This is a genomic window from Okeania sp., from assembly GCF_035285525.1.
Taxonomy (GTDB): Bacteria; Cyanobacteriota; Cyanobacteriia; order Cyanobacteriales; family Microcoleaceae; genus Trichodesmium.
In genome coordinates this window covers 66,235-91,320 of record NZ_JAYKGW010000039.1, presented here as the reverse complement: position 1 = coordinate 91,320, position 25,086 = coordinate 66,235, and the positions used below count along the sequence as shown (strand labels likewise).

The 25,086-nt window shown below is 33.5% G+C and carries 22 protein-coding genes; 12 read left to right on the top strand and 10 right to left on the bottom strand.

Annotated features, from left to right (window positions below; genetic code table 11):
* Positions 1 to 14: 14 nt before the first annotated feature.
* Positions 15 to 302: a hypothetical protein gene (locus tag VKJ25_RS04460; RefSeq protein WP_324235420.1), complete on the bottom strand. Its 288-nt coding sequence runs from the start codon at positions 300 to 302 to the stop codon at positions 15 to 17.
* Positions 303 to 1,698: 1,396 nt separating this feature from the next.
* Here VKJ25_RS04460 and VKJ25_RS04455 point away from each other — a divergent pair.
* Positions 1,699 to 2,217 (top strand): ferric reductase-like transmembrane domain-containing protein, encoded by a 519-nt coding sequence (locus VKJ25_RS04455; protein WP_324235419.1) that lies wholly within the window; start codon positions 1,699 to 1,701, stop codon positions 2,215 to 2,217.
* Here VKJ25_RS04455 and VKJ25_RS04450 read toward each other — a convergent pair.
* A complete protein-coding gene (locus VKJ25_RS04450) occupies positions 2,209 to 2,361 on the bottom strand; it encodes a hypothetical protein (protein WP_324235418.1) in 153 nt (50 codons plus the stop codon). The genes VKJ25_RS04455 and VKJ25_RS04450 overlap by 9 nt on opposite strands.
* A 198-nt stretch (positions 2,362 to 2,559) precedes the next feature.
* Between VKJ25_RS04450 and VKJ25_RS04445 the strand changes: the two genes are divergently transcribed.
* Together VKJ25_RS04445 and VKJ25_RS04440 are read left to right on the top strand one after the other, a co-directional pair.
* Positions 2,560 to 4,014: a WD40 repeat domain-containing protein gene (locus tag VKJ25_RS04445; RefSeq protein ID WP_324235417.1), complete on the top strand. Its 1,455-nt coding sequence runs from the start codon at positions 2,560 to 2,562 to the stop codon at positions 4,012 to 4,014.
* Positions 4,015 to 5,093: 1,079 nt separating this feature from the next.
* Entirely contained in the window at positions 5,094 to 5,669 is a 576-nt protein-coding gene (locus tag VKJ25_RS04440) for a calcium-binding protein (RefSeq protein WP_324235416.1), read from the top strand.
* A gap of 130 nt (positions 5,670 to 5,799) precedes the next feature.
* On the opposite strand, the gene VKJ25_RS04435 is transcribed toward VKJ25_RS04440, so the two are convergent.
* Complete coding sequence (locus tag VKJ25_RS04435) at positions 5,800 to 7,707, bottom strand: GTPase family protein (protein WP_324235415.1); 1,908 nt, start codon at positions 7,705 to 7,707, stop codon at positions 5,800 to 5,802.
* A gap of 145 nt (positions 7,708 to 7,852) precedes the next feature.
* Between VKJ25_RS04435 and VKJ25_RS04430 the strand changes: the two genes are divergently transcribed.
* Genes VKJ25_RS04430 through VKJ25_RS04420 form a run of 3 tightly spaced genes read left to right on the top strand, consistent with a single transcriptional unit; the run spans position 7,853 to position 8,737 of the window.
* Positions 7,853 to 8,080 carry a hypothetical protein gene (locus VKJ25_RS04430; RefSeq protein ID WP_324235414.1) on the top strand — a complete coding sequence of 76 codons (228 nt, stop codon included), beginning with the start codon at positions 7,853 to 7,855 and terminating at the stop codon, positions 8,078 to 8,080.
* A gap of 44 nt (positions 8,081 to 8,124) precedes the next feature.
* Entirely contained in the window at positions 8,125 to 8,346 is a 222-nt protein-coding gene (gene vapB, locus VKJ25_RS04425) for a type II toxin-antitoxin system VapB family antitoxin (RefSeq protein WP_324235413.1), read from the top strand.
* A gap of 1 nt (position 8,347) precedes the next feature.
* Positions 8,348 to 8,737, top strand: a complete 390-nt coding sequence (locus tag VKJ25_RS04420; protein ID WP_324235412.1) for a type II toxin-antitoxin system VapC family toxin — start codon at positions 8,348 to 8,350, stop codon at positions 8,735 to 8,737.
* Positions 8,738 to 8,739: 2 nt separating this feature from the next.
* Here VKJ25_RS04420 and VKJ25_RS04415 read toward each other — a convergent pair whose 3' ends face one another.
* A complete protein-coding gene (locus VKJ25_RS04415; protein ID WP_324235411.1) occupies positions 8,740 to 8,919 on the bottom strand; it encodes a hypothetical protein in 180 nt (59 codons plus the stop codon).
* A 393-nt stretch (positions 8,920 to 9,312) separates the two neighbouring features.
* Here VKJ25_RS04415 and dprA point away from each other — a divergent pair, with 393 nt between their 5' ends.
* From dprA to VKJ25_RS04400, 3 genes are all read left to right on the top strand, one after another.
* On the top strand, positions 9,313 to 10,458 hold the full coding sequence (gene dprA, locus VKJ25_RS04410) for a DNA-processing protein DprA (RefSeq protein WP_324235410.1): 1,146 nt from the start codon (positions 9,313 to 9,315) through the stop codon (positions 10,456 to 10,458).
* 811 nt (positions 10,459 to 11,269) lie between these two features.
* On the top strand, positions 11,270 to 11,794 hold the full coding sequence (locus VKJ25_RS04405; protein ID WP_324235409.1) for a hypothetical protein: 525 nt from the start codon (positions 11,270 to 11,272) through the stop codon (positions 11,792 to 11,794).
* Between the two features lie 462 nt (positions 11,795 to 12,256).
* Entirely contained in the window at positions 12,257 to 13,105 is an 849-nt protein-coding gene (locus VKJ25_RS04400) for a lysophospholipid acyltransferase family protein (protein WP_324235408.1), read from the top strand.
* Between the two features lie 91 nt (positions 13,106 to 13,196).
* Here the strand turns inward: VKJ25_RS04400 and VKJ25_RS04395 are convergent, their stop codons facing one another.
* The 6 genes from VKJ25_RS04395 to VKJ25_RS04370 form a co-directional block, all read right to left on the bottom strand.
* On the bottom strand, positions 13,197 to 14,165 hold the full coding sequence (locus tag VKJ25_RS04395) for a pentapeptide repeat-containing protein (RefSeq protein ID WP_324235407.1): 969 nt from the start codon (positions 14,163 to 14,165) through the stop codon (positions 13,197 to 13,199).
* Between the two features lie 115 nt (positions 14,166 to 14,280).
* Positions 14,281 to 15,282 carry a HEAT repeat domain-containing protein gene (locus VKJ25_RS04390; protein ID WP_324235406.1) on the bottom strand — a complete coding sequence of 334 codons (1,002 nt, stop codon included), beginning with the start codon at positions 15,280 to 15,282 and terminating at the stop codon, positions 14,281 to 14,283.
* Positions 15,283 to 15,338: 56 nt separating this feature from the next.
* Positions 15,339 to 15,521 (bottom strand): hypothetical protein, encoded by a 183-nt coding sequence (locus tag VKJ25_RS04385; protein WP_324235405.1) that lies wholly within the window; start codon positions 15,519 to 15,521, stop codon positions 15,339 to 15,341.
* Positions 15,522 to 15,803: 282 nt separating this feature from the next.
* Positions 15,804 to 16,079 (bottom strand): hypothetical protein, encoded by a 276-nt coding sequence (locus VKJ25_RS04380; protein WP_324235404.1) that lies wholly within the window; start codon positions 16,077 to 16,079, stop codon positions 15,804 to 15,806.
* A gap of 238 nt (positions 16,080 to 16,317) precedes the next feature.
* Positions 16,318 to 16,488: a hypothetical protein gene (locus tag VKJ25_RS04375; RefSeq protein ID WP_324235403.1), complete on the bottom strand. Its 171-nt coding sequence runs from the start codon at positions 16,486 to 16,488 to the stop codon at positions 16,318 to 16,320.
* A gap of 329 nt (positions 16,489 to 16,817) precedes the next feature.
* Positions 16,818 to 20,162 (bottom strand): ATP-binding response regulator, encoded by a 3,345-nt coding sequence (locus VKJ25_RS04370; protein ID WP_324235402.1) that lies wholly within the window; start codon positions 20,160 to 20,162, stop codon positions 16,818 to 16,820.
* Between the two features lie 384 nt (positions 20,163 to 20,546).
* Here VKJ25_RS04370 and VKJ25_RS04365 point away from each other — a divergent pair, with 384 nt between their 5' ends.
* From VKJ25_RS04365 to kaiC, 3 genes are all read left to right on the top strand, one after another.
* Positions 20,547 to 21,518 (top strand): circadian clock protein KaiA, encoded by a 972-nt coding sequence (locus VKJ25_RS04365; protein ID WP_324235401.1) that lies wholly within the window; start codon positions 20,547 to 20,549, stop codon positions 21,516 to 21,518.
* Positions 21,519 to 22,843: 1,325 nt separating this feature from the next.
* A complete protein-coding gene (kaiB, locus tag VKJ25_RS04360) occupies positions 22,844 to 23,158 on the top strand; it encodes a circadian clock protein KaiB (protein WP_324235400.1) in 315 nt (104 codons plus the stop codon).
* A gap of 209 nt (positions 23,159 to 23,367) precedes the next feature.
* Complete coding sequence (kaiC, locus tag VKJ25_RS04355) at positions 23,368 to 24,933, top strand: circadian clock protein KaiC (RefSeq protein ID WP_324235399.1); 1,566 nt, start codon at positions 23,368 to 23,370, stop codon at positions 24,931 to 24,933.
* The last annotated feature ends 153 nt before the right edge of the window (positions 24,934 to 25,086 follow it).

Below are 25,086 nucleotides of genomic sequence, written 5' to 3'. Positions count from 1 at the left end.
GGTTAATAGATTGATTAATTAATTAGAAAAAAATCAAATATTTGCAAATATTTATGAATCACAGATTTGATTGGAGTTAAAATTAAAATATTGCAATTAAATTTATTAATTTTATAGAGATAGTTTGATTGTGTAATAGTATTGATTTGTTTTTGTTCTACTAAACTTTTATAGGAATAGTTATTATTATTTTCAATCAAAAGACTGGTTTCTTTGGTAGATGCTAAGACGCTTAAGTTAGTGATAAATAAACTGGCTAATATTGAGATTTTACCTAATAAAATTCGATAATATAAGTTCATTGCTCTTTAGTGAATTATTGTGGTATATATGTCAACTTAATTCCTACTTTAGTCAACAGTAATTAAAATCAGATTAATTTTTAGTTAATTTTGGAATACTATTAAGTTTTTCAGTTTTAGAAGATGGGGAGATGGGGAGATGGGGAGATGGGGAGATGGGGAGATGGGGAGATGGTGAATATAAGGCTCTAATTCTTTCTAGCTTTTTCCCTATTTCCCCTCCTGGGAGGGGTTAGGGGTGGGTTGACTCCTGACTTACTTCTTTGGCAAAAAAAACACACCTTTGTAAAGATAAGGTTAGGGGTTCTATATATATCAGGACTTACGCGGGAGGCACTATATATAGAGTCTGGCTCAGTTACTAGATACGCTTTTTCGTATAGGGAATGCTCCGCTTTCCATGTCGCGTAGGGTTTCGGCGAGCCGACATATAAAGCCGAGCTTTGCGGAACGCAAAACGCACCCTACAGATAGCGTCCATAGGTAAGTCCTATATATATAAAGTCAAAAAAAACTATTGCGCAATAGTTTGACAGCGCTTTTCACTCTTGACGAACCACATTTTTCCTGTTCCCACCTTCTGTGTTTCCTGTTCCCTAAAATCAGGAATTTTGTACCTCACAAGTATGGGAGTTGCTATAGCATTTAATTAGCAAGCCCTAATAAACCTCACATAGTTGATATCTATTGTCAAGTATTTTACACCCTCTTGATAAACAGGACTTACGCAAAGGCACTATATAAGGAGTCTTGTTCCGTTACGCTACCCTAATATACCCTACCAATAGCGTTCATCCGTTAGTCCTAATAAACTAGAAAAATTTTTCATAGATTTAGTTGTCGTTTTTATCACTTATGTATAATATAGAGATAGATATTAACACTTTAGTGATACATGTCCCCTAATCTAGAGAAAAAATTTGTTTAATCAGGACTTACGCAAAGATACTATACAGCGCTTTTCGTTCTTATGAGGTATACTTTTGTGTGCTTTCCGGCCTGCACTACAATGTTTTTACTATTTACCCCGTAAATCATTTGCCCAAAATCTGCTGTATATAGAGTTAAAAAAACTATTGCGCAATAGTTTTGAGTACTATATCTATGGTCTATGGGTAAATCCTAAATGTTCTAATATTCTCTGTTTCTTCAGAATCAAAGTTTATTTTCCTAACTAAAAAACTTAGTGCTATATATCTAGGTCTGAGCCATTGTATATTCATCGGTTCAAAGCTATTCAATCAAACTGATATCATGGCCGTTTGAATAGTTACACTTTGCAGGAAGAAAGACAAGAGAAAAGAAAAGGTTAGAAGGGAGAAATTTTTTTCATCACTGATTATCCGGACATAATATAAATTGTCAAAATGAGGGAATTACGAAAATGGAAAACTTCATGATTAACACACCAAATTTTGCTAGTTATCTAGGATTTTTAGCTTTACTTGCCTATATTATTACTTTGTTACCAACCATTCTGAGAAAAGTTTTTCCTAGTACAAATAAAACCAATGTTCCGAAAATATTACTTAAATATCGCCGTGAAATCGGGGTTATTTCATTTCTATTGGGTGCAGGTCATGGAATTTTATTATTTACGAAAAGAAACTTTGATGTCTTTGACTTAAAAGCTTATTTAGTTTATTCACAAGGAATAGTTATATTAGGGATTTTTGCCTTATTAGCTATTACTTCTAATGACTGGAGTGTGAAAAAACTCAAGAAAAATTGGAGAAAAATTCACCAATTAACTTATTTATTAATGTTTCTTTTGATGTGGCATATTAGTGAAAAAATGTTTGGGCATTGGACTTATGTGACTCCATTAGGAATTGTCGCTAGTATAGTTATTATTGTTTTATTCTTGATGAGAAAGTGGATTGAATACAAGAAAAAGTCATTAAAATCAGGGTAAATAATGAATAATTAAGGCTTGCTGAATAAGTCTTTTTTTCAGGGGAGAAGCCAGAAGCCAGAATCCAGAAGGAATAAGAATCATAGAAGAAGTAACCAGAATAATTTTCCCTTGATTTTTCGGTAAAATTGTCAATTTTAACATATTTAATTCTCCTGAGAAACTAATTCCTCATACCAAAATAATCGGTAGTGGTGTAGAAGTAGTAACATTCTTAAAAAAGTCAAGTCTTCAAGTCAATACTATTTCCTTGAAACTAAGAATACAAGTTATTTTCTGTGCCCCGTTCCCTATTTCTAATGAGTTAATAACTCATAGTCATGTACTTCAATAAAAAAAATTATGCAATCCAAACAAATTACTCAGACATCCACCACAATAGCCATGACAGCATTAATTACAGCCTTCACAACAACCGTTGTAATTAAAAGTACAGAACGAATAAATTGGCAGCAGTTACTATCAACAAAAATCCCAGAAACAAACCATAAATTAACAGAAAAAAAACAGCCTCTAAAAACTTTGTCTGGTCATTCAACTTGGGTTTATGCAGTTGCAATGAGTTCAGATGGAAAAACCCTAGCTAGTAGCAGTTATGACGGCACAGTAAAAATTTGGGATTTACCTAGCGGGAAATTAACCCATACTATTGCAGCTCATGCTGATGCAGTTCAGTCTATGGCAATAACTCCTGATGGAAAAATTATGGTTACTGGTGGTTGGGATGATTGCGTAAAATTATGGAATTTTAGTAACGGAAACCTGGTTAGCACTATCAATGTTAATGCTGATGATATTAAAGCAGTTACTATCTCTCCCGATGGAGAAACTATCGGTATTGGTAGTTACAGCGGTATTATTAAGTTACTGAGTCTAAAAACTGGAACCGAAATCTTGCGTTTGCACCATTCTAGTCCTGTAATTTCTTTAGCTTTTAGCCCGGATGGGAAAACTTTAGCTAGTGGTGGCAAAAATGGCAAACTTAAAATCTGGGATGTGAAAACTGGAACAGAACAATATATTTTAAAAGCTCATTCTCGTCCTATTTGGGCGATCGCATACAACCCCAAGGCCAAAACTTTGGCTAGTGGCAGTCAGGATGGAACTATCAAGTTATGGAAAACAGATACTGGTCAGGAAATTGGAACTTTTGATGGGCATTCAAAAGCAGTTTTGTCTGTTGCCTTTAGTCCGGATGGGGAGACTTTAGCTAGTGGTAGTTACGACAAAAAAATCTATCTGTGGCAAGTGGAAAATCAGAAATTAATCGAAACATATCAAAGTCATACTAAACCAGTTTGGTCTGTTGGTTTTAGTCCGGATGGGGAGACTTTGGCTAGCGGTAGTGCAGATGAAACTATTAAGCTATGGTCTGTCTCGGCCAGGAAATCATCTCCCCAGTTAAATGTGACCAATGATGAATGCGACAGTAATGAGTGTCAGGCCAAACCTAAAATGATTTTTCCAGAAATTTATGAAGCAGGGAAGCTAGAAGAGTTGAATCAAAAGTTGTATGACCAAATCAATCAGAGCTGGCAAACAACGCCTATTTGGTATGAAGATTTGGAATATCTGGTCAAAGTAGATGGTGATGGAGCGATCGCTAGTTATGAACCGATGAATCAATCTGCTCAAAATTATGTATTGGAAACTCCCCTACCCAGGCTAGTTAATTTTACTAAAAATAAATCTGTTTCTGAAAAACAAAAGCAACTGGGATTATTTAGGGTCATTTTAAGTCCCACAGGTGTGTTGGAAGTGAGTCCTTGGTGGGGATGGGACGATATAGTGCCATAGGCAAGTCAGAAGTGAAAAATTAAAAATTATAGCAGGGAACACTTAACTGGGAACACTTAACTGGGAACAGGGAACAGTTGTTCAAGTGTTTCCGTGGTCTTTGATTCATCATCAGTCCATGTGCTAACGGCCTTGGCGGCTGCTATAAAAGTCATATTATATCCGTTGGTATCGTTTGTGTAAAAATTAAGGTCTTTCCTTTTTTTAAAGCTTCATAAATCAGGACTTAGGCAAATCCTTAGAAAAAGGTTATTTGTAGAGGGTGAATGCCATTGGCTGGCGCCAAGCTCGAAGTGCAGCCCTACTATATATAGTGGTTTAGCGTAAGTCCTGCTTCAGTATTTCCAGCCTTTGGGTTTAGCCAGAGGTACTTAGGATTTACGCAGAGACCATATATGTAGCGTTCAAAACTATTGTGCAATAGTTTTTTAACTCTATATATAGTAACTTTGCGTAAGTCCTGGTACTGATAACTGATAACTCAAATTACCCCTTGACAATTTCTTTTTCATCACTTTAAAACTTAAGTGATGAAGTCTTGATGTGAAAGCTAGAGATTAGAAAATTCTGATAAAAAAGGACTGACTTTCAAGGCTGCAAGTATTACTGGTAAAAGCTTACAGTAGCTACAGCTCGTTTGGGGAGAGTTTCTCACATTTGGATAGCTGAAAGCCTTGACTAGCAATTAACCCAAAGTTTTGTACTGTCTAAACTTATTGATAGAAAAAAAAATTTTTCTCCAAACACTTGACATTTAAGTTACATCTAGTTACTATATAACTTAAGTGAATAACTTGAAAGAGAATAGAAAAGTTTAATAGCTCTCTAACTTTAAGTAGAGTAATGTTCTGTTAAATTTCTAGCTCAATCATTTTTTTCTCTAGTAAGTAATTTTTAGCAAACATACCAAGTCCAGTTATTGCCAGGTAATAACTTAAATATTTTCATCCTTCTCTGATCGAGATTTTTACTTTTTTGAGTATTTCCTGAATCTAGCGGATTTGGTATTCTTTATTCAAAGAATTGTTGAGCGATCGCACATCTAGTAAATCATAATATTAAAAAGGAGCAAATTAACTATGAGCAGAGGACATCATCATTCTGGTGGCAGAGGAGAGTATGGTTTTTTTGGAAGACAAGGATTTTTCAATGACTTCAATGAAATACAAGGTACTGAAGGAGATGAAACTCTAACTGGTACAACAGGAAGCGATAGAATTTTTGGTGATGATGGAAACGATATATTAAATGGAGATGCAGAAAACGATTACATCAATGGTGGTAATGGAAACGATGGATTAACTGGAGATGCAGGAAACGATTACCTCTATGGTGGTGATGGTAATGACATCTTAACAGGTAGCTCAGGAATAGACCAACTTCATGGTGGTGATGGACAAGATACTTTTGTCTTCAACATCGGGAGTGAAGTTGATTGGGTTAGAGACTTCGTTGTTGGGGAGGATATCCTACAGTTATCAGCAAATTTTGGTATTACTGCAGAACAAGCAGTGAGTCAGGTCTCTACCATTGAATTAGGATTTATGGATAATGATACCGATAATCACTTTTTATCTATTCTTAACTTAGGTACTGATACACTTGCCATCAGACATGAAGGTGAGTTGACATCTGATAGTTTCCAGATTGTTTAAGCAGATATCGATCGGGAATGTTGAGAGCATGGAGAATAGGGGAAGAGTAAGAAGTGTTTTTTTTCTTATTCTTCCTTTTTTCTGTATCAGGACTTACGCAAAGAAACCGGGTTTCTGGGTTCCCGTGGCTTTAGTCCTGATAATTCTCAAAGCGCTCGCGCAACTGAACAATACTCAAATCCTGCATCCAATATTCTACCAAAGCGTGACCAAATGCCCAAGCATTGCGGTCTGGTGTGGAAGGATTTTCTAATAACAAAGGCCATAATGCTAACAGGTCAAAACTACCCACATTTCCATCCTCACTCAATAGGGAGAACAAATCATAAGCCATTTGTAATTTACCAATAACTACAGGCAACTCTTCCACCGGAATTTTTTCTGCGAGCAAATATGCTAAAGTTGGGGAACCTGTGGTCAAAGTAGAAATAAATTGCAACACCGGACTTTTGAATAAAGCAGTTAAACCCTGAGTAGTTGCCATTTGAAAAGTATAATGGTCAATAATTTTAGCTGCTGCTACAGAACGAGCTTCGCGAGCGCGCAAAAACCGAGCTAGACGTAGTTGTTTAGCAGGAGCAATAGCTTCTACTAAAGATAATGATATAGCATCAACATTCCAAGGATTTCTATTATTATTTTTAATATCGGCCGTCACCACAGGCAAAACTTGATTACAAAAATCTCCCAATATTTCGGCTCGATATTGAGTTGCTTCCCGAATAGATTTTTCCTTCGGACGTTTGCCAAATACCCAATCATAAGGTGGTTGCCATTCCCGGAGCGGACGTAAACGATCGACTTGGGTAATGATCACAATAGCAGGCAAATCTGTAATTTCCTGTTTCATGTCTTGGAGAAAATCTACATCCATTTGTAACGCAGGATCGAGAGCGGGGGTAACTAATAATAATAAATCGGCAGTTTGAGCATAGTCAAGCACTAATTCTCGTAAGTCAGTGCGGTTAGCTTGTTCATAACCGGGGGTATCCCAAAGATTAAGAGTTTCTCCCATGTTTGCTTGCCACTGATAATTTTTAATTTTATCCGTACTTGGCAACACATCGACTTCCGCAAGGTCTGCTTGAAACAGAGTATTAATTAAACTACTTTTTCCAGCTCCGGTGCGTCCTACCAATAAAATATTAACAGGTTTTTGCTCGACAGTTTCTACAGGTTCAGCTTTTGCCAGAATTTGTTCCAGAGTTTGAGTTTCTGCTTTTGGGAGACTGGGAGTTGGAATAGCAGAATCAGAAAACTCTAGATTCTTACCTCCATAGAGAGCGATCGCCTGTCGAGACAAATTTCGCAACGCCACTTCCCGCAATACTTGACTAAAATTGACTAACAACTGCTGGTTTGCTTGTTCGCTGTAACGCTGACTAGCGAATTTTGCTGCTGCTGCCACCGGATTTAGTAACCATTGTGCCCAACCCCAAGCTTGGAAAAGTTTCCGAGCGGAAGGTTCTAATTTACGGTATATTTCATATCCCTGATATGCTTGACCGATAGTTATTTGATTGAGGGTAGGGGATAATTTTTGCATCCATCTATCTACGTCATCAACAGTACCTCGAATTAAACTGTAAGCTTGAGGGATGTAAATATTGAGTAGGGGATATTTGACTTCGGGATGGTAAGCATGAGCAACAGCAGTTATTACTTCTTGACAACGTTGCCAGAATATTTGCCAGTTTTCCCAGAATGGGGGGTCGTTACGGCATGATTTGAGAATTTCTTGGAGGGTGGTTTCCAGTTTTTGGGTAGTTTCATTTTCTACGGGTGCGGTTATTGTGTTGTCTATGGTCGGAATCTGTTGGTGAACTTCTGCTATTACTGCTTCCATTTGGGCAACTGTGGTGCGAGTCCATTTGACAAGTAACCAACGCCATCCCACAAAAACCAGGATGAATATTCCCCAGAGCCAGTTGAGACCCCAATTATTAATTTGTTTGCCAGCGGATATCATTAGGAAAGCGACTACAGCAAGAGGAGGAATAGCGAGTATTATTAATTGCCATTTTTTGAGTTTTATCATGTTTTATATAAGTTTATTTCTATAATAAAGCTTACCTTATATAGCAAATAACAGTACAATGTGCAAGGAAATCTTGAGGTTATTAATGTAGGAGTTAATAATCCTGGAAGTTGGCTAATGAAATATATGTAAATGGAGAATAATAATGAGTCAAACCCAAGAGAAAATTATCAGAAAAGGACATAGAGCGTTAATTTATTCTTTAGGAGTTGTTGATACAATCCGGTTTCTTCAATACTATAGTTCCAGTTATGGAGACTACACCCAAGAGCGTCATCAGTTGTTAGATCAAATTCCATTAGAGGAAATTCTGACTTCTATGAAACCGCAAGTAGAAGAGGATAACAATCTGTATGATGAGATTATTGAGTAAAAAATATGATATTATTTTTAAATAAGTTGTTTCTAATAAAAATTATGAATATTGAGTTAGCTTTGTGGAAAATTGTCATTAATCTACCTGAATCTCTGAAGACTGAAGTATTGCATTATGCAGAATATCTACAAGAAAAATATCCAAATAATAAGCAATCCCAGGAAAAGATAGAAACTGTTGGACGTTATGGTAGTTGGGCAGGTAAAATTTTTATGTCAGATGATTTTGATGAACCATTAGAAGATTTGACGGAATATATGTAATATGAAATATATTTTGGATACTCATGTTTTTATTTGGTATTTACTAGGAAATAATAATATATCGATTAAAGTCAAGAATATTATTGACAGTAAAGAAAACTTATATTTTAGTATAGTTAGTCTTTGGGAAATTGCTATTAAAATTAATATAGGTAAGTTGGAAATTAATCAAACTATTGAAGATTTATCTAAAGAATTGGAATACATGGATATTTCCATCTTACCTATTACAGACAAAGATATTGAATTATATGCAGGACTGCCTTTTCCCTCAAATCACCGCGATCCATTTGATAGAATGTTAATTGTTCAAGCTATCAATAATTCTCTTATTTTGATTAGTCGAGATATCAAGTTTAATGATTATCCTATTCAAAGATTATGGGATTGAAGTCAATATAAAGAATATGCTGTAACCTTTTTATTTCCAGAACTAGAGCAGCGATCGCAATAATCTCCATGAGCAATTATTCCAATCTGAATACCGGGAATTTCTGAAATTAATTGAGTTACGGTACTTTTAATTTTTCGATGTACTTGAGTTAGGCAAGGATACACTGCCAGTTGTGTCAAAACTGAAAACTACTTCTATAATTATTAGTCATATTTTCTACTCCAATTTTTGACAAAAATTCCACGAAAAATCCTGGAGTTTAAACCTATAAATTAGCTTCCACAAGTTATTTCAGTTATCAGTTATCAGATAAATTAGTAAGGTTTGAAACCTTTCTTTTCTTTTCTATATCTAAATCTAGATTTTGGCTAATATTGAAGAAAACATCAATAGTGAAAATAAAAAAAGTAACCGTAGGGTTTTGGTCTCCAATGTCTACCTTGTCTCCAATGTCTACCTTGTCTCCAATGTCTACCCCCTCTTCTTAACGTTCCATGCTCTGCAACCCTAACGGGAACAACAAGGGCTTACAATAATTTCAAAACTAATCATTCCTCAAGAGGACAAAATAATTGACTGAAGAACGTGCCTATTGGTTAGCATGGGCAAAAATTAGCGGTATAGGTCCAATTGCCCTCCAAAACCTCAAACAACAATTCCAGACCCTGGCCAGAGCTTGGACAGCAACTCCCCTAGAATTAGGCCACGTCTCAGGTTTAGGCCCTCAAAAAATAGGAAAAATAGTCGAAGAGCGATCGCGTATTAACCCAGAAGAACTCCTGAAAGAACATATTGAGAAAAATCCTTATTTTTGGACACCAGCAGACCCAGACTATCCCCGTCTCCTCCAAGAAATTCCCACACCTCCGCCTGTGTTATATTATCGAGGCATAGTAGACTCCCAAGAAATATTAGGTATTACTCCCACAGTAGGCATAGTTGGTACGAGACATCCCTCGGAATATGGTCGTCGTTGGACTCGAAAAATAAGTACAATTTTAGCCAAAAGTGGGTTTACAATTGTTTCGGGATTAGCAGCAGGAATTGACACGGAAGCTCATGGTGCTTGTTTAGAAGCAGGGGGTCGGACTATTGCGGTCTTTGGAAACGGGGTTGATATGGTTTATCCAAGGGAAAATAAAAGTTTAGCTGAACAGGTCATTAAACAGGGATTAGTTGTTAGTGAATATCCGGCTGTAACGAAGCCAAATAAACAACATTTTCCCCAACGAAATAGAATTATTGCCGGATTAAGTAGAGCAATTTTAATTATGGAAGCTCCGGAAAAATCTGGTGCTTTAATTACAGCAGATATAGCTAATGAATTTTGTCGAGATGTGTATGTTTTACCGGCTCGTTTAGATGACGAAAAATCTCATGGTTGTTTACAGTTAATTAATAAAGGCGCGGAGGTAATTCCGATTACAATGGATAGATTATTAGAAATGTTAGGAGCCATGCCACCTTTAGATATTGATGTGGAAGAATCTGCTGAACAGTTATCTTTATTTGAGGAGAAAAAAGAGAATTTTATACCAGATTTAGAACCTATATTAGCTCAGATTTTTCAACATATTTCTAGTGAACCTATAATGTTAGATTTAATTATTCAAAAAACAGGTTTATCATCGGGGGAAGTTTCTAGTTCTCTCCTACAATTAGAATTATTAGGATTAGTAATTCAATTACCAGGAATGCGTTATCAAAAGAATTTATAATAACCATTTAACGTTGAACTGTCAGCTATTAGTTAATTTCCTAATAAACAGATATTAGTTGGGAAAATATAGTTGTTCAAATCATAAAATTTCCGCCAAGAAATCCGGTTTCTGGGTAAGTATTGGAAAATTTAAAATTATTTGCAAAAAAAACTATAGGGGTTTGGTTTTAAAACTCAAGCAAAAGTGAGATAATGTTACCAATAATACTGATATAAAGTGCTTGATATTGTTATGACGCAATACAGTTCAGTTAAGGATTTTTCTTGTACTTCTGTAATCTGAAAAGCTTATATAATGTTTCCATATCTTATAATTTTTCATCTTAAATAAACCGTATTTTGTGATGAGGTATACTCATCGCGGGCAAGATTCCGCACTAAAAAATTTTCACTATTCGTCTAGTATATGATTTGCTAGAAATCTCAAGTATACCCATCGCGGGCAAGATTCCCGCACTAAAAAATTTTCACTATTCGCCTTGTACATTATTTGCTAGAAATCTGCTTTCAATAATTAACAATTAATAATTAATAATTAATAATTACTTCTTCTTACAAAGAATAGGATTGGCTAATCGACCAAAAGATGGTAATTTTGCGTAAGTCCTGATAATTATTTAATTTATCCAAAATATTTCCTATTCTTCCTGATTCTTATTACCAAAAAATCAAGAGATAAAGCCTTTCCTTTTAAGGATAAAAAGCGGTAGTTTCGCTGATAAAAAGAAAGAATATTTCCTTAGATTCAATCAAGAACGGTTTTAAACAGAAGTAATTATCAATTATCCATTAATGAATTCTTCCTTAATATGTTGCATCTAAAATTATTACTATATTTTCCCTTCTTCCTTCTGCCATCTTCCTTCTTCCTTCTGCCATCTTCCATCTTCCTTCCACCTGCAAATGCAACACCTAAAATTATTTTTCCCACCTGTCCAATAAATCCAATTTCTGAACTACCTAAACCTCCTTTATCTCAAACTAAACCAAGCATTCCTAGTCTATGGCTAACTAAAGATTTCTTTGGTGTTGAACTACTTGAAACTTGGTTTATTAACCCCGATGATACATGGGTAATTTTAGTAGTAAATCAATTAACTTGGGAAAAGCAAGAATATATAGATATTTACAAATTTATCAATCATTTCGGTAGCGTAGCCAGAGAATATGGTTATAATTTACAAATATGTCAACCAGCTCAAAAAAAACCAGTTGCTGCTTATTTTTGTGACTTTGAAACTGCTCCATTAAACTGCAATTTAAAAATTCAATCTAGGTTTGGTAAAACATTATTTAATCCACCAAAAAAATTTCCATTTTCTACCACTAAATAGTAAAAATTAAGACTTATGGACAGTAAGCATTCAGCTATAGCAATATCAAATCATTTCTGAGGAAAAACTGTAGGGATTTGGTCTCCAAATCCTTTGGCACTTCAGTTTGGTAACGGAATATAATCAAATAAATTTTAATCCGCTATAATTCAGTAAATACTAACCGAAAATAAGTACAAGTTATGGCCAATAAATAAATAAGGTATCAACTTTCTCCTTTCAGGAATACAAAAAAGTAAATTTTCGATTTCTGGAGGAAGTACTGATAACTAATAACTGATTTTCCTAGCCTCCCTATTACCGAAAAATTAAGGTATAAACCCTCTCCATTTATGGAGAAAAAAGAAAAAAATTCCTTTTATCCAATCCTCTTCATTTATAAGAAGAGATAATTATTAATTATTAATTATTAATTATTAATTACTGAAAGGAAGTGCTGATAACTGATAACTGATAACTGAAATGACTGCTAATCAACAAAATATCCGTAAACCTTTTGACGGTTGGTCATTAGATGACCGCGATCCAGAAGTAATTAAATCAATGATGCCACTATGGGAATGGTTTTATCGCTATTACTTCCGCGTTCAAACTGATGGTTGGCATCATATTCCTGATGAGAAAGTTCTCATAGTTGGTTCTCATAATGGTGGTTTAGCTGCTCCAGATATGCACATGTGTATGTATGACTGGTTTAAGAGATTTGGTACAGAACGTTTAGCTTATGGACTAATGCACCAGAATGCGTGGTCAGTTTTCCCAACTTCATCTACCCCAGTACAATGTGGAGCAGTTAGAGCGCACCCAAGAATGGCGATCGCTGCTTTTGCTAGAAATGCTTCTGTAGCTGTTTATCCTGGTGGAGGTCTTGATGTTTTTCGCCCCTATTCTATGCGAAATAAAATCTATTTTGCCGGACGTAAAGGTTTTATCAAGTTGGCTTTGCGGGAAGAAGTTCCGATTGTACCGATGATTTCTCATGGCGCCCATGATACTCTAATTATATTGGCTGATTTTTATGAACAAATAAAGCAACTCCATCAGTGGGGAATGCCGTGGTTATTTGATGCTGACCCGGAAGTGTTTCCTATTTATATAGGTTTGCCTTGGGGACTAGCTATCGGACCTTTGCCTAATTTCCCTTTCCCAGTACAGATTCATACTCGGGTTTGTCCTCCCATTGTTTTTGAACGTTATGGACGGAAAGCAGCTAGCGATCGCAGTTATGTTGATGCTTGCTATCAAAGAGTTCTCACGGAAATGCAGCAAGAATTAGACAAATTAATTGATTCCGTAGAGGGTAGGAAGTAGAAAGTAGGGACGTTGGATGCAACGTCCCTACAGCATGATCATTTTTGAGCGGACAGAGTGAGCAACTATTACTAACTGCTAAATGCTTACGTTATTTTTTCAAAGATTCATTCGGGATTGATACAGAACAACTGTAAGTTTCTGCCTCTTTCCAAATGGAATAGAAAAGTTCTTTATCAGTTTTCAAATCTATTTCTTGATAAGAGATATAACCTTTTTCCTCCTCTTTATTGATTAATATTCTACTTGTAAAAGAGTTTCTTTCGACGGACAAATTTTCGGAAACCATTAAGTTAGTATTATGCAAATCATAGTTATCAACATTTTCTGCTTTAGTATAGCAAATATATCTTATCTCTATACCAAATTCTGCTTGTTCTCGAAGTATTTGTAGATGCTCTGGTGTGGGAGATTCAGGAAGTATAAAAACTCTTTTTATCAGAATACCTTTTTGAAGTATTTTTTTATTTATTTCCCAAAAATACATACCCAAATCGCTAGACCACCATATAGGAGTAGTCATTCTATGAACTATTAATAACTGACATTTACTTTCTTGAAAATCAATTTGTTCTAATAATCTAACTATTATATTTATTCGTGACCGTCTACTAACGGAAATTTTTATTTCCGGCATAATAGTATTAGTCAAAATTGTATCCTCAAAGAGAGTTTGATTATTTTTGTCTAACTTAACTTCAGTCAAATTTGCATTAGTTAAATTTGCATTAGTTAAATTTGCTCTAGTTAAATCAGCTTTTGTGAGATTCGCGCCTGAAAGATTAGCATTACTAAAATCACACTCTATCAAAGTAGATTCTGAGAGATTAGCTTCATTGTCACTTAAATCTACCTTGCTGAAATTTAACTTATAAAAGTCTCTAACTCCTATTTTATATAGACTCATTAATTCGTTTTCTTTATAAGTATCTTGAGAACATTCGTGAGGAGCATAAATGGCAATAATTGCTTTAACATAAGCAAATAGATACGCTTTAATTATACTTTCATGGCTATAAATTTTAATGACTTCTTCCTCGCCATATTTTACAGAAGCCATAACAGTTACATAACCTTCTTTACCTGGCTTTAAATTAGCTATGTAGATAAATTTTAGTTCATGTTTAATCTCAACTATATGAGATAAAGCCTTATCAAAAGCGGTAAAAAGTGCATTATATTGAACCTCTTTTGAAACCAGACTTTTGAGAATGTTCTTTTCCAGACTTATCTTGTAAAATAAAAGTAGCAGAAGTTAGGTCTCCTTTGGTACAAAGAAGCTCAAACTTTTGAATACTCCAACCTTGAAAAAGGAGTAATCTGTCCTCAAAATGAGTATTTTTTTTCAGTTCTTGATTCCAAATCTTGGATAGTTTTTCTCTCGTTTTCTCAATATATTTTTGAGCTTCTTTTTCTCTGAAAGATTCAGGAGATAAATCAAACTTTTGAGACTCTACATAATCTAAGAATAATGCTGGTGAATAAATATAAGGCCAATCACTACCTATAAAATCCCTATCCCTTAAAGTAATGATGGCATTCAAATCATATTTCTTAGCACATTCAAGTTGAATAATAGTTGGTATATTGACAGTGGGATATTTTTCCAGATCGATTTCTTTCAAGTCAATTTCACAAATATTAAATTGACTTATAATTTCTATAATAAGACGGTTAGCATATTCTTTTCCTCTCAAATTTTCAGCCCTTGACCAAAGATTTTCTAATCCCTTTTTACCAAGATAGGGATTAATCTTTTCAGATAAAACCCATTCAACTACTCTAGTAACATCTTGGCTAGTAGTAGTTTTATTTCTTAATAAAAATTCTTCAAGTATGTTAGAGTCAATTAGAATTTTAGGAGCTTGGGAATTTTTTTCTTGGGTTTGGAATACTGATAAATTTTCAAGAAATATATCAATATCAACATGAGGATGACTTGTAATTTTGTGAAGACTAAGCTTTATTTCATATTGAACAAAAGGGTCTTCATTTTCCATATTATTTCTTAAATTCCACAAAAATTTAATTACTTCTGGTTCAATAAGTTCACCTAATTCTCTAATCCAATTAGCACGTTCGTCTTCATCGCATTTTTGTTGTAGTAATGCGGTTAATTTAGAAGTCTCAATTAAACTATATTTGGATAATATTTGATTAGATGATTCTCTTTTCATAAATTGATTCGTTTCTTATATTATAGTGTTTGGTCTTGGAAAATGGAAAAAATTGATTAGTCAGTAATTAGGCGATTATCGTCAATATTTTCATCAACTTTTGAATCTTCTTTAACTTCTAAATTTTCTTGCACACGGCTAGGTAAAATGTTAGTTAAATTATCATCATTATATTGATCAAAACATTTTAGATATAAAGAATAAATAGTTCTTCTTAAAGAAGTGATACCAAAACGCATATCTTGTGATTAAGGATAAAAATATTCTTTCAGATACCAACCTAGATTTTTGTTGAAATCAGAATGTATATTTCTGTAAGTGTGTCCAGTTACTTTAGCTCTTTCTTTGTATACAAACCAGCCATCCCTAAGTAGAGCATAATTCTATACTTTTCAGAAATAGAAATTTTGAAATTTTCCTCTATTTCGTTTAATAAATTATCAACTTATCAAACATTGATCTTGTAATAATTCGCTTCTTTTTTGACTTCATCAATAGAAGAGTTAGAATTAAAGTCTTTCCTAGGCATATAACCTCACTTTGCTCCATAATTTAGTAGCATAACATTGAAAATAACATATATTGTTTTCAGTTATTTCACCCATATCTTCTATCTTAAAGAAACTTCTTATTGCTAAGTAAATCATCATTTTATACTTTTCAGAAATAGAAACTTTGAAAATTTTCTCTATTGCATCTAATAAATTATCAACTTCTAGAACATTGATATTGCGATCGCTTGCTAGTTTTTTCACTTCATCAATATAAGAGGGGGTATTAAAATCTTTTCGGTGCATATAACCTCACTTTGCATCATAATTTAGGTAGGGTAACGTTGAAAAAAACATATTTTGATTTAGCAGATTATTTTCTCAATTTAAGAATTTCCTCCCATTTTAAACAGCAAGTTTACAGCATCAGCTAATTATGTAATAAACATCATAACAGTATCTTCCCAAAAGACAACCAACAATTGTTGTACAAAATTCCAATTAGATAAATTTATTATGTATATCTAATTGGAAATCGTCTTATTTACGGAGTAAATTTTGATAAAATAAACCGACGACAAGGCACCCTAACGAACAAAATTATTGTAGATATTTCAGAATTATAAGTCTCCATATCAGCATCTTTATGGGTTTTAAATACTTTAAATAGATATTCTTTTCCTGCTTCAACGACACACTCAAGACACTGCCCCATAAATTCAATTTTAAAATAGCAATTCTTTCAGCGCAGTTGATATACAAATACTTAATAATTTTAGATTTTTTAGTTTTTTTAGACATTATATTAGTCTCCAAATTAGAATTTAGTCTGTGGATTATTTAACTAATATATAGCCTATTTATTTAAAATAAAACCAACAAATATTGTCATAAAACCCAATAAATGTTGCCCAAAAAAAGCAATTTTTGTTGGGTGATTATTTTCTATGTAGCTGATATAAAAAAAGCAGTGGTTTTTCCACTGCATTAAAAATTAAAAAACTACTCCCTACTCCCTACTCCCTACTCCCTACTCCCTAATTTCTAAAATATCAAATGACTCTTAATTTCTGTCAATAAATCTACTATTGATAAATCAGAAGGCAAAATTTTTGTCGCAATCTTATTCAAAACTAAATTTAGATTTTTTCGTGTAAGATTTCTTGGTAATTGATAATCAGAATGTTCCCAAACTAATATAGGAGGTTTTGTTAAAATTTTCTCTAAATCAGATAATCTTTTATCGAAACCAAGAGGTAAATTTCCCCTTAAACAAATTAATAATAAATCTACACTATGATTTTGCAATTGTGATAAAACCTCTACCCAAGATTTAGCAATTAAACCTTTAAATCCAGAAGTTTGAATATACTGAACTAAAACTTGTGTACTATCAATTGGTAATTTTGTGGATTCACAATTTTGCGAATTTTTCTCGGTTGCTTCTAAATCAGAAATAAAAGCCGGAAAAGTTGAAAAATTAAAAGTATTATTTCCTAACTCTTTCCCCTTTTTTTCTGATGCAAAATCTGAAAAATTAGCCACAGTTTCCTTAGACAAAATATCTGTTAAAGGTACTGTAAAATCTTTAATATTCGCCACATCCATAACTAATATAGTTGGCACCCAACTCACACCCGCAGCAATAGAAATTACTTGCGACAATGCAGATGTTAAAGATTCATCATCAACTTTGGTTTCGGTTAAATTATTATCATTTTTTTCAAAAGCTAAACAAGGAAATACAGATAATTGTTTAATTTGATTAGCTGCTTGAGTAGTTTCCGAATCAAGAGTTACTAAAGGAATAGCAGCTAAAGTAGAATATTGACTTAAACTTTGAATAAATTTAACAGGAGTAATAGAATTAGAAATTCTTTCTATCAAAATTACATGAGGATGCCAAATTTTAGCAAGTAAATTAGCTTGACCTAAATCATCTGCTTCTATAATTCTATATTCAACTGGAAGAGAAAGAAATTTATTCTCATAAATAGATTCTTCTGTAGTGGGATTATCAAACTTGTATTTACCAGGAATTAAACGAAGAATTATTAATTTTTGATAGCTCTCTTTTTGTGATGGAGCATTAGTAAATTCTGTTAATATTTTTTCTAATGCTAACTGTTCTACAGGTAAACTTAAAAACTTATTTGCTCCATAAATTATCCCTCTTTCTTTCTCTCCAATAGTAGAAGTTATCACTACAGGAATCTGACAAGTATCATTATCAGTTTTTAATAAAGTTAAAACATCCCAACCAGATAAAAGAGGCAAAAATGGATTCAGAAATATTAACTTTGGTTGTAACTTTCTTGCCTTTTCCACCGCTTCCGTACCAGAACGAGCAATAACTACTCGATAACCTAAACCTGTTAATTTATTTGTCAAATCTTCAATAAATCGCGGAACTGCCTCCACAATTAAAACTAAACGAGATGAATAATTAACTAAAGGTAATTGACAATTATTAACCGATAACTTCCTCTCTTTCTTACTTGCTACTTCACTGGGTTTACTAGGAATTAATCCTTGTTTTTTCAAATAATCATTCGTTTCCCATCCTGCAATTTCTAAATCTTTTGGAGGAGGACTTGGTGGTAAAATTAAAGTAAACTCACTCCCCTTATTTTCCTGAGAAATAAAAGTAATATCCCCACCATGTAAACGAGCTAAACGTTGAGTCAATACTAAACCCAAACCAGTTCCTTCAAACTCACGACTTAGAGGATTTTCTAATTGTTGAAACTTCTGAAAAATCAAATGTTGTTTATCAGGTGGAATACCAATCCCCAAATCCCAAACAGTAAAAGTTATCCACTTTTCCCATCTAGCTACTTTTAACCCCATCTTGCCATCTGCGGGAGTAAACTTCAAAGCATTAGATAATAAATTTACTAACATCTGGCGCAAACGTAACTCATCTGCGACTATAATATTAAGATCAGTCTCTATCTCCAAAGTATATTTGGCTCGTAGAGAATCAGGAAAGATAGCAGAAGATTTACTTTCAGGATGCTTATATTGAAGTTGTAAAGCTTCCTGAAAAGCAAAGTCACAAACTCTCCGAATGTCAACTTTTCCTGGGTTCAACTCCATTTGTCCAGTTTCCATCCGAGTCAAATCTAGAATATCATTCACAACCGCCATCAAATGACGGCCACTTTGATGAATCAGTTGAGCATAACGACTTTGACGTTCATTCAGACTTCCCAAAGTCTTTTCTTTCAATAAACTAGATAAACCCAGTACAGCAGTTAAAGGTGTTTTTAGTTCATGACTAATACAAGCCAAAAATTCATCTTTAAGTCGGTTAAGCTGAATTAAGTCAGCATTTTTAGCTTGTAATTCTTTTGCCACTAAATGTTGTTCTGTAACATCCTGAGCTAATACTAATGTTAGGTCAAACAATTCTTGACTACTAAATTGCCATACTCGTTCTGGACCATTTTGCTGAGGACAAGTACAAACATAAGTATCTGGTTGAGTATAATAACACCAACTAGAATTAGAATTTGGTTTTGGTATTTTGGCTCTTTCTTCTAAAAGTGTCGTGGGGGAAATTTTCCAATCAGTTGTTGTAGGACAGGAAAATGTTATGCCATCTCTAAAAATAGCTAGAGAGTCTGGCATTTTTACTTGGCTCGGCTGTTGTTTAATATTATTTGTAGATAAACTGACAACTGTATCTACAATTTCTCTTAATTCTGATTCTTTTTCTATCTCAGAACGCCATGCTAAATTCTGATTTATTACTTTACCTTCATTATTCTGCAACATTAGAGGTAAAGGTAATTTTTCTAAAAGCTTTATTAATGAAGAAAGATAAGAAGAGGTCTCTACTTTTCCTAGACTAACAAAATCTTTTGTAATTATTTGCTGCGTTTCTGAGGATTTTTTTTGTTTAGAGCTATTTGGCTTTTGGTCTTCAGTTTTAGAAATAAATTCTAATAACTGCCAACTATCTAATAAACCTAAAAATTTACCTTTTCTATCTACAAGAGCGATAGGTAAACTAGAATATTCTTGATTAATTTGCTGCTTTTTAGATTGAGATTGGAGATATGACCATAATTTATCAACAGTTAAATTTGCTGATAAGATCATCAAACTATTTAATATCAAAGAACTGATTGGAGGTAGAGGTTGTTGCCAATTTTTTATAGCAGGATTAGTTGGAAGTTTTTGGGTTTCTGAGTTAGAAATGAGATAAGGAATTAAACTATGTAAGTAAATTAATCCTAATGGTTGTTGTCGAGCATTTACTACTACTAACTCACTACATTTTTCCCTAGAGAAAATTGACCAGACTACTTGCAAATTTTCTGTTTCTAAGCATACTGGTATCGGAGATATAAATTTTTTTAGAGTTGTGTAGGGTATTAACATAACAGTTCGGGTATTTAAGTTGAAATAATTCATTTTAATAGGGAGTAGGGAGTGGGGAGTAGGGAGTAGGAACAGAAACAGAGAAACCCGTAACAGAGAAACCCGGTTTCTGGGGTTTCTGCGTTGTGATCGCATTAGGGGTTGACTTTTACCCCCCTCCATACCTGTTCCCTCTCTTCCGGAGATGTCTATTATTTATATCTCAACAACACCTCTTCATCTTTTTTATTTTCGGAGCTGTCTACTGATAACTGATAACTGTTAACTGATAACTGATAGAACCTCTTCATCCTATCTTGCGGACTCAAAAAATCTAGAGCCGCTCCGTGTTAATATTTGTTACAGTATATGTTTAAATATTTAGTATAATAAAATTATTTTGTCATGGAGATTTGTCAGATTACAGATTTTCCACCCAACCCAAATTTAGCTACTGTACCTAACATTTTGTCTACTCAACTATTTATTTGTATATATTTACATGATGATAAATTTGCTACTTCAGTAACTAAGCTACTGAGTAGGGATCGCTACCTTGTGGCATTAACCAACTCTGAACGAGAATTTATCCAACTTATTGAAGAGAACAATAACATAGATTGTCTTCTCTTTCAAGAATATTCTGAATTAACTTCTTTAATAAATCAATTACACAATAAATCTATTTTATTACCTACTGTAATTATTAAACAATCTAAATCTGAAAATTCTTTAGAAACTCAGCAGTTAGTCGATAATGATTTAACTCAATATAGTACACAAAATAATTATGAAAATTTTATTTATCATCAAGCAGAACTTCCATTATTAATTAATCAACTAGGCCAAATAGATTTTTATATTGAGCAGGCAGTTCAAAAATTTCTCACCCTTTCTCCTGCTAGTTATGCCAAAGATAAATCTCAAATATCTCATCAACCTAATGATGAATTTGCTAACAATAAACTTCATCAACAGCAACACAGATTATATGCAAAATTAAGGGAAAGATTAGGATACCTAGGTGTGTATTATAAAAGGAATCCCGCTAATTTTATTAGGAATATGGCTCCCCTGGAGCGTCGTAAGTTTGTAGATGAACTTAAGTTAGAATACCGTTATATTGTTCTGAAATATTTTTCTCAAGATAATTCTATTAACAATAAAATAGACGAGTTTGTTAACCTCTGTTTTTTCTCAGATATTCCTGTAACCCAAATTGTCGAAATTCACATGGAATTAATGGATGAATTTGCTAAACAACTAAAGTTAGAAGGACGTAGTGAAGAAATGTTGCTAGATTATCGATTAACCCTGATAGATACAATAGCACATTTGTGTGAAATGTATCGACGTTCTATTCCTAGAGAATCTTAATAAATAAATTATTAAATAAAAATTAACTGGCTAAAAATTCAGATAGGTTAATGTTAGTGTAATTTTTTATGTAGGAATAATTTAGGTTAATAACTTTAAAGTATCTCATAAAAAAATAGATAAATAATTTTTATTTAACTTAAAATTTACTATCCATTCCAAATATGATTTTATTCTTAATAATAAAGTTTAATACTTTTTTCGAGCAATATATATGTTAGGTATTTCCTGCTTAACTCTAGTCAAATAGCTGGTAAGTATTTCCTAATGCTCGGCAAAAAGTCGTCAGCTAGGCTCTTGCAGAGGAACTGCGCAATTCAGCTATCAAATTTGAGTTACAACAAATTCCAAGTACATGAAGTACAGATATTCAAAATTCAATGTTCACAAGTAGGGGGGATTCTTGCCCGCGATGGATTTACTTCATGGCTGTGGAATCTGCTGTATTAACTTACTATAAAATTCAAGAAGGAATTAACTTCTAAAAATAATTAAAAGTTATCCATGAAATTGGTCATCAGCTAACTTTTAAATTGCTTAATTATTTACCAAATCTGAATGCAAGTGCATTCCACAAAAAATGCTAAATGCTAATAGCTGTTTGCGCAGCATGACCCAGGAAATGCTTACAAAAGTTGTTACTTACTACCTATCATTCACGAGTTAAAATTTAATAATAATAACCCTAAATAATGATTTGTCAAAAATTGTAGAATTTTGGTTTCTAAATCGAAGCAAATATCTGATTCGGAGCGAAAAAACTAGGATAAAATATTGCAGCTTATTTAGGATTACTTTATTAGGGAAGAAGGAATTATTCTCCAAAAAAAATAATTAATTACAGGGCATTTCATCAAGATTTAGGCATTTTATATAACATAAGAATGCCTATTATACAAAAATTTCATCGTTAATATTTGTACTTTATATACTTGGAATCTGCTGTAAAAGTTAATCAGAAAAAAGTCATCATCTAAACTTTAGTAATTGCTTGATTTTTTCCAGAAGCTGTTTGCATAGCATTCCCTAAGACAAGCTGAAATATTACGTTAATATATTTAACCAATCAATTAATTCCTAAACACAAAAATTGGTACATCTCATCTTTAATTTACCAAAATACTTTTTTCCTCCATACCCATTCCTTCCATATCTGTTCCCTGTTCCCAGTTAAGTGTTCCCTAAAAGCGGTAATTTTTTGGCTTTATCCAAAATTGAGATGCACCCAAAAAATTGGTTTTAATTGAGTTTTAAGTATTATTAAATCGGCTGTTCATTCCAGAAAAACTATTCAAACAATCTGAAAAAACTACTTGAGAATAACTATGACTCCTCTGAAAAAAACCTATGTTTTAAAATTATACGTTGCTGGAAATACTCCTAATTCTGTTCGAGCATTAAAAACACTCAAAGACATTCTCGAACAAGAATTTCAAGGAGTTTATGCCTTAAAAGTAATAGACGTATTAAAAAATCCTCAGTTAGCAGAAGAAGATAAAATTTTGGCCACGCCAACTTTGTCTAAAATATTACCTCCACCTGTCAGAAAAATTATTGGCGACCTTTCAGACCGGGAAAAGGTATTAATTGGATTAGACTTGCTTTATGAAGAACTTAGCGAAGATGAATATAATCTCTAAATAATGGATAATTAATAATGGATAATTGATAATTAATAATTAATCCTCCTCTAAAGCCTATCCTTACAAGGAGATGTCTAATGTTGTAACTATATTTTTATGAACTATTTTGTGATATAAATGTTGAGGACATATAACATCTTGAGGCGACAAGGCCGGAATAAACATATTCGTGGATAGCTAAATTTTTCCAAAAGAAGATTAAAGGTATGAATGAAAATAGTGAGTCTATTAGAAAAGATCGAATAGCAACCGTAGGAGTTGAAAAAATTAAGACCATGATTGAGGGTTTTGACGACATCAGTCATGGAGGAATGCCAGTTGGCAGAACAACCTTAGTCAGCGGTACATCTGGAACTGGTAAAACATTGTTTGCTATTCAGTTTCTTTATAATGGGATTACCTATTTTGAAGAACCTGGAGTATTTGTCACTTTTGAAGAGTCTCCCCAGGATATTATTAAAAATGCCTACAGTTTTGGTTGGAACTTACAGCAATTAGTTGATGATGGCAAATTATTTATCTTAGATGCTTCTCCCGATCCAGAGGGACAAGACATAGTTGGCAATTTTGACTTATCTGCTTTAATAGAAAGAATTCAATATGCTATTCGTAAATATAAAGCTAGAAGAGTTTCTATTGATTCTGTAACTGCTGTATTTCAACAATATGATGCTGCTTCGGTAGTCAGAAGAGAAATATTTCGTTTAGTTGCCCGACTTAAACAAGTTGGGGCCACAACTATTATGACTACAGAAAGGGTAGAAGAATATGGCCCTGTGGCCAGATTTGGAGTAGAAGAATTTGTCTCTGATAATGTTGTGATAGTGCGTAATGCTCTGGAAGGTGAACGTAGACGTCGGACAATGGAAATCCTGAAACTGAGGGGGACAACTCACATGAAAGGAGAATATCCATTTACTATTACTAATGATGGTGTAAATATATTCCCACTGGGAGCGATGCGTTTAACTCAAAGGTCTTCTAATGTTAGGGTTTCTTCTGGGGATAAAATTCTTGACCAAATGTGTGGAGGAGGTTTCTTTAAAGATTCTATTATATTAGCAACTGGCGCTACAGGTACAGGAAAAACTTTGCTAGTTAGTAAATTTATCGAAAATGGTTGTATGAATAATGAACCTGCGATGCTTTTTGCTTATGAAGAATCTAGGGCACAATTATTCCGTAATGCTTCTTCTTGGGGTATAGATTTTGAAGAATTAGAAAAAAAAGGATTATTAAGAATTTTATGTAGCTATCCAGAATCTGCCGGTTTAGAAGACCACTTACAAATTATTAAATCAGAAATTGCCGATTTTAAACCATCGAGAATAGCTATTGATTCTTTATCTGCTTTAGCAAGGGGAGTAAGTAATAATGCTTTTAGACAATTTGTGATTGGTGTAACTGGTTTTGCCAAACAAGAAGAAATAACTGGATTTTTTACTAATACTACCGATCAGTTTATGGGGTCTAATTCTATTACAGATTCCCATATTTCTACAATTACTGATACAATTCTCATGCTGCAATATGTAGAAATTCGTGGTGAAATGTCTCGCGCAATTAATGTCTTTAAAATGCGTGGTTCATGGCATGATAAAGGTATTAGAGAATATACAATTACTGCCCAAGGTCCAGATATTAAAGACTCTTTCCGTAGTTATGAAGGAATTATTAGTGGTTCTCCAACTCGCATTACAGTAAATGAGAAAAGTGAGCTGTCCAGAATTATTCAGGGAGTTCAAGAAAAGACAGGAGACGAGATAGAATAATTAATAATTAATAATTAGAGTTTGCTGAATAAGGGAATTCCAAGTAAAAGAATATCCCGTTAGTTATGAAGATAGGGAGTAGTACGGACATATCGCTGCGCGACATGAAACGCATTTTTGTTATGCAAGGTCCCTACGGGGATTATACAGCAA

Bases quoted from the DNA above. Each gene is read 5' to 3' on its own strand.
- VKJ25_RS04460 (WP_324235420.1), bottom strand. From the start codon at position 302: ATGAACTTATATTATCGAATTTTATTAGGTAAAATCTCAATATTAGCC.
- VKJ25_RS04455 (WP_324235419.1), top strand. From the start codon at position 1,699: ATGATTAACACACCAAATTTTGCTAGTTATCTAGGATTTTTAGCTTTA.
- VKJ25_RS04450 (WP_324235418.1), bottom strand. From the start codon at position 2,361: ATGTTAAAATTGACAATTTTACCGAAAAATCAAGGGAAAATTATTCTG.
- VKJ25_RS04445 (WP_324235417.1), top strand. From the start codon at position 2,560: ATGCAATCCAAACAAATTACTCAGACATCCACCACAATAGCCATGACA.
- VKJ25_RS04440 (WP_324235416.1), top strand. From the start codon at position 5,094: ATGAGCAGAGGACATCATCATTCTGGTGGCAGAGGAGAGTATGGTTTT.
- VKJ25_RS04435 (WP_324235415.1), bottom strand. From the start codon at position 7,707: ATGATAAAACTCAAAAAATGGCAATTAATAATACTCGCTATTCCTCCT.
- VKJ25_RS04430 (WP_324235414.1), top strand. From the start codon at position 7,853: ATGAGTCAAACCCAAGAGAAAATTATCAGAAAAGGACATAGAGCGTTA.
- vapB (WP_324235413.1), top strand. From the start codon at position 8,125: ATGAATATTGAGTTAGCTTTGTGGAAAATTGTCATTAATCTACCTGAA.
- VKJ25_RS04420 (WP_324235412.1), top strand. From the start codon at position 8,348: ATGAAATATATTTTGGATACTCATGTTTTTATTTGGTATTTACTAGGA.
- VKJ25_RS04405 (WP_324235409.1), top strand. From the start codon at position 11,270: ATGTTGCATCTAAAATTATTACTATATTTTCCCTTCTTCCTTCTGCCA.
- VKJ25_RS04400 (WP_324235408.1), top strand. From the start codon at position 12,257: ATGACTGCTAATCAACAAAATATCCGTAAACCTTTTGACGGTTGGTCA.
- VKJ25_RS04395 (WP_324235407.1), bottom strand. From the start codon at position 14,165: ATGGCTTCTGTAAAATATGGCGAGGAAGAAGTCATTAAAATTTATAGC.
- VKJ25_RS04390 (WP_324235406.1), bottom strand. From the start codon at position 15,282: ATGAAAAGAGAATCATCTAATCAAATATTATCCAAATATAGTTTAATT.
- VKJ25_RS04385 (WP_324235405.1), bottom strand. From the start codon at position 15,521: ATGCGTTTTGGTATCACTTCTTTAAGAAGAACTATTTATTCTTTATAT.
- VKJ25_RS04380 (WP_324235404.1), bottom strand. From the start codon at position 16,079: ATGCACCGAAAAGATTTTAATACCCCCTCTTATATTGATGAAGTGAAA.
- VKJ25_RS04375 (WP_324235403.1), bottom strand. From the start codon at position 16,488: ATGGGGCAGTGTCTTGAGTGTGTCGTTGAAGCAGGAAAAGAATATCTA.
- VKJ25_RS04370 (WP_324235402.1), bottom strand. From the start codon at position 20,162: ATGTTAATACCCTACACAACTCTAAAAAAATTTATATCTCCGATACCA.
- VKJ25_RS04365 (WP_324235401.1), top strand. From the start codon at position 20,547: ATGGAGATTTGTCAGATTACAGATTTTCCACCCAACCCAAATTTAGCT.
- kaiB (WP_324235400.1), top strand. From the start codon at position 22,844: ATGACTCCTCTGAAAAAAACCTATGTTTTAAAATTATACGTTGCTGGA.
- kaiC (WP_324235399.1), top strand. From the start codon at position 23,368: ATGAATGAAAATAGTGAGTCTATTAGAAAAGATCGAATAGCAACCGTA.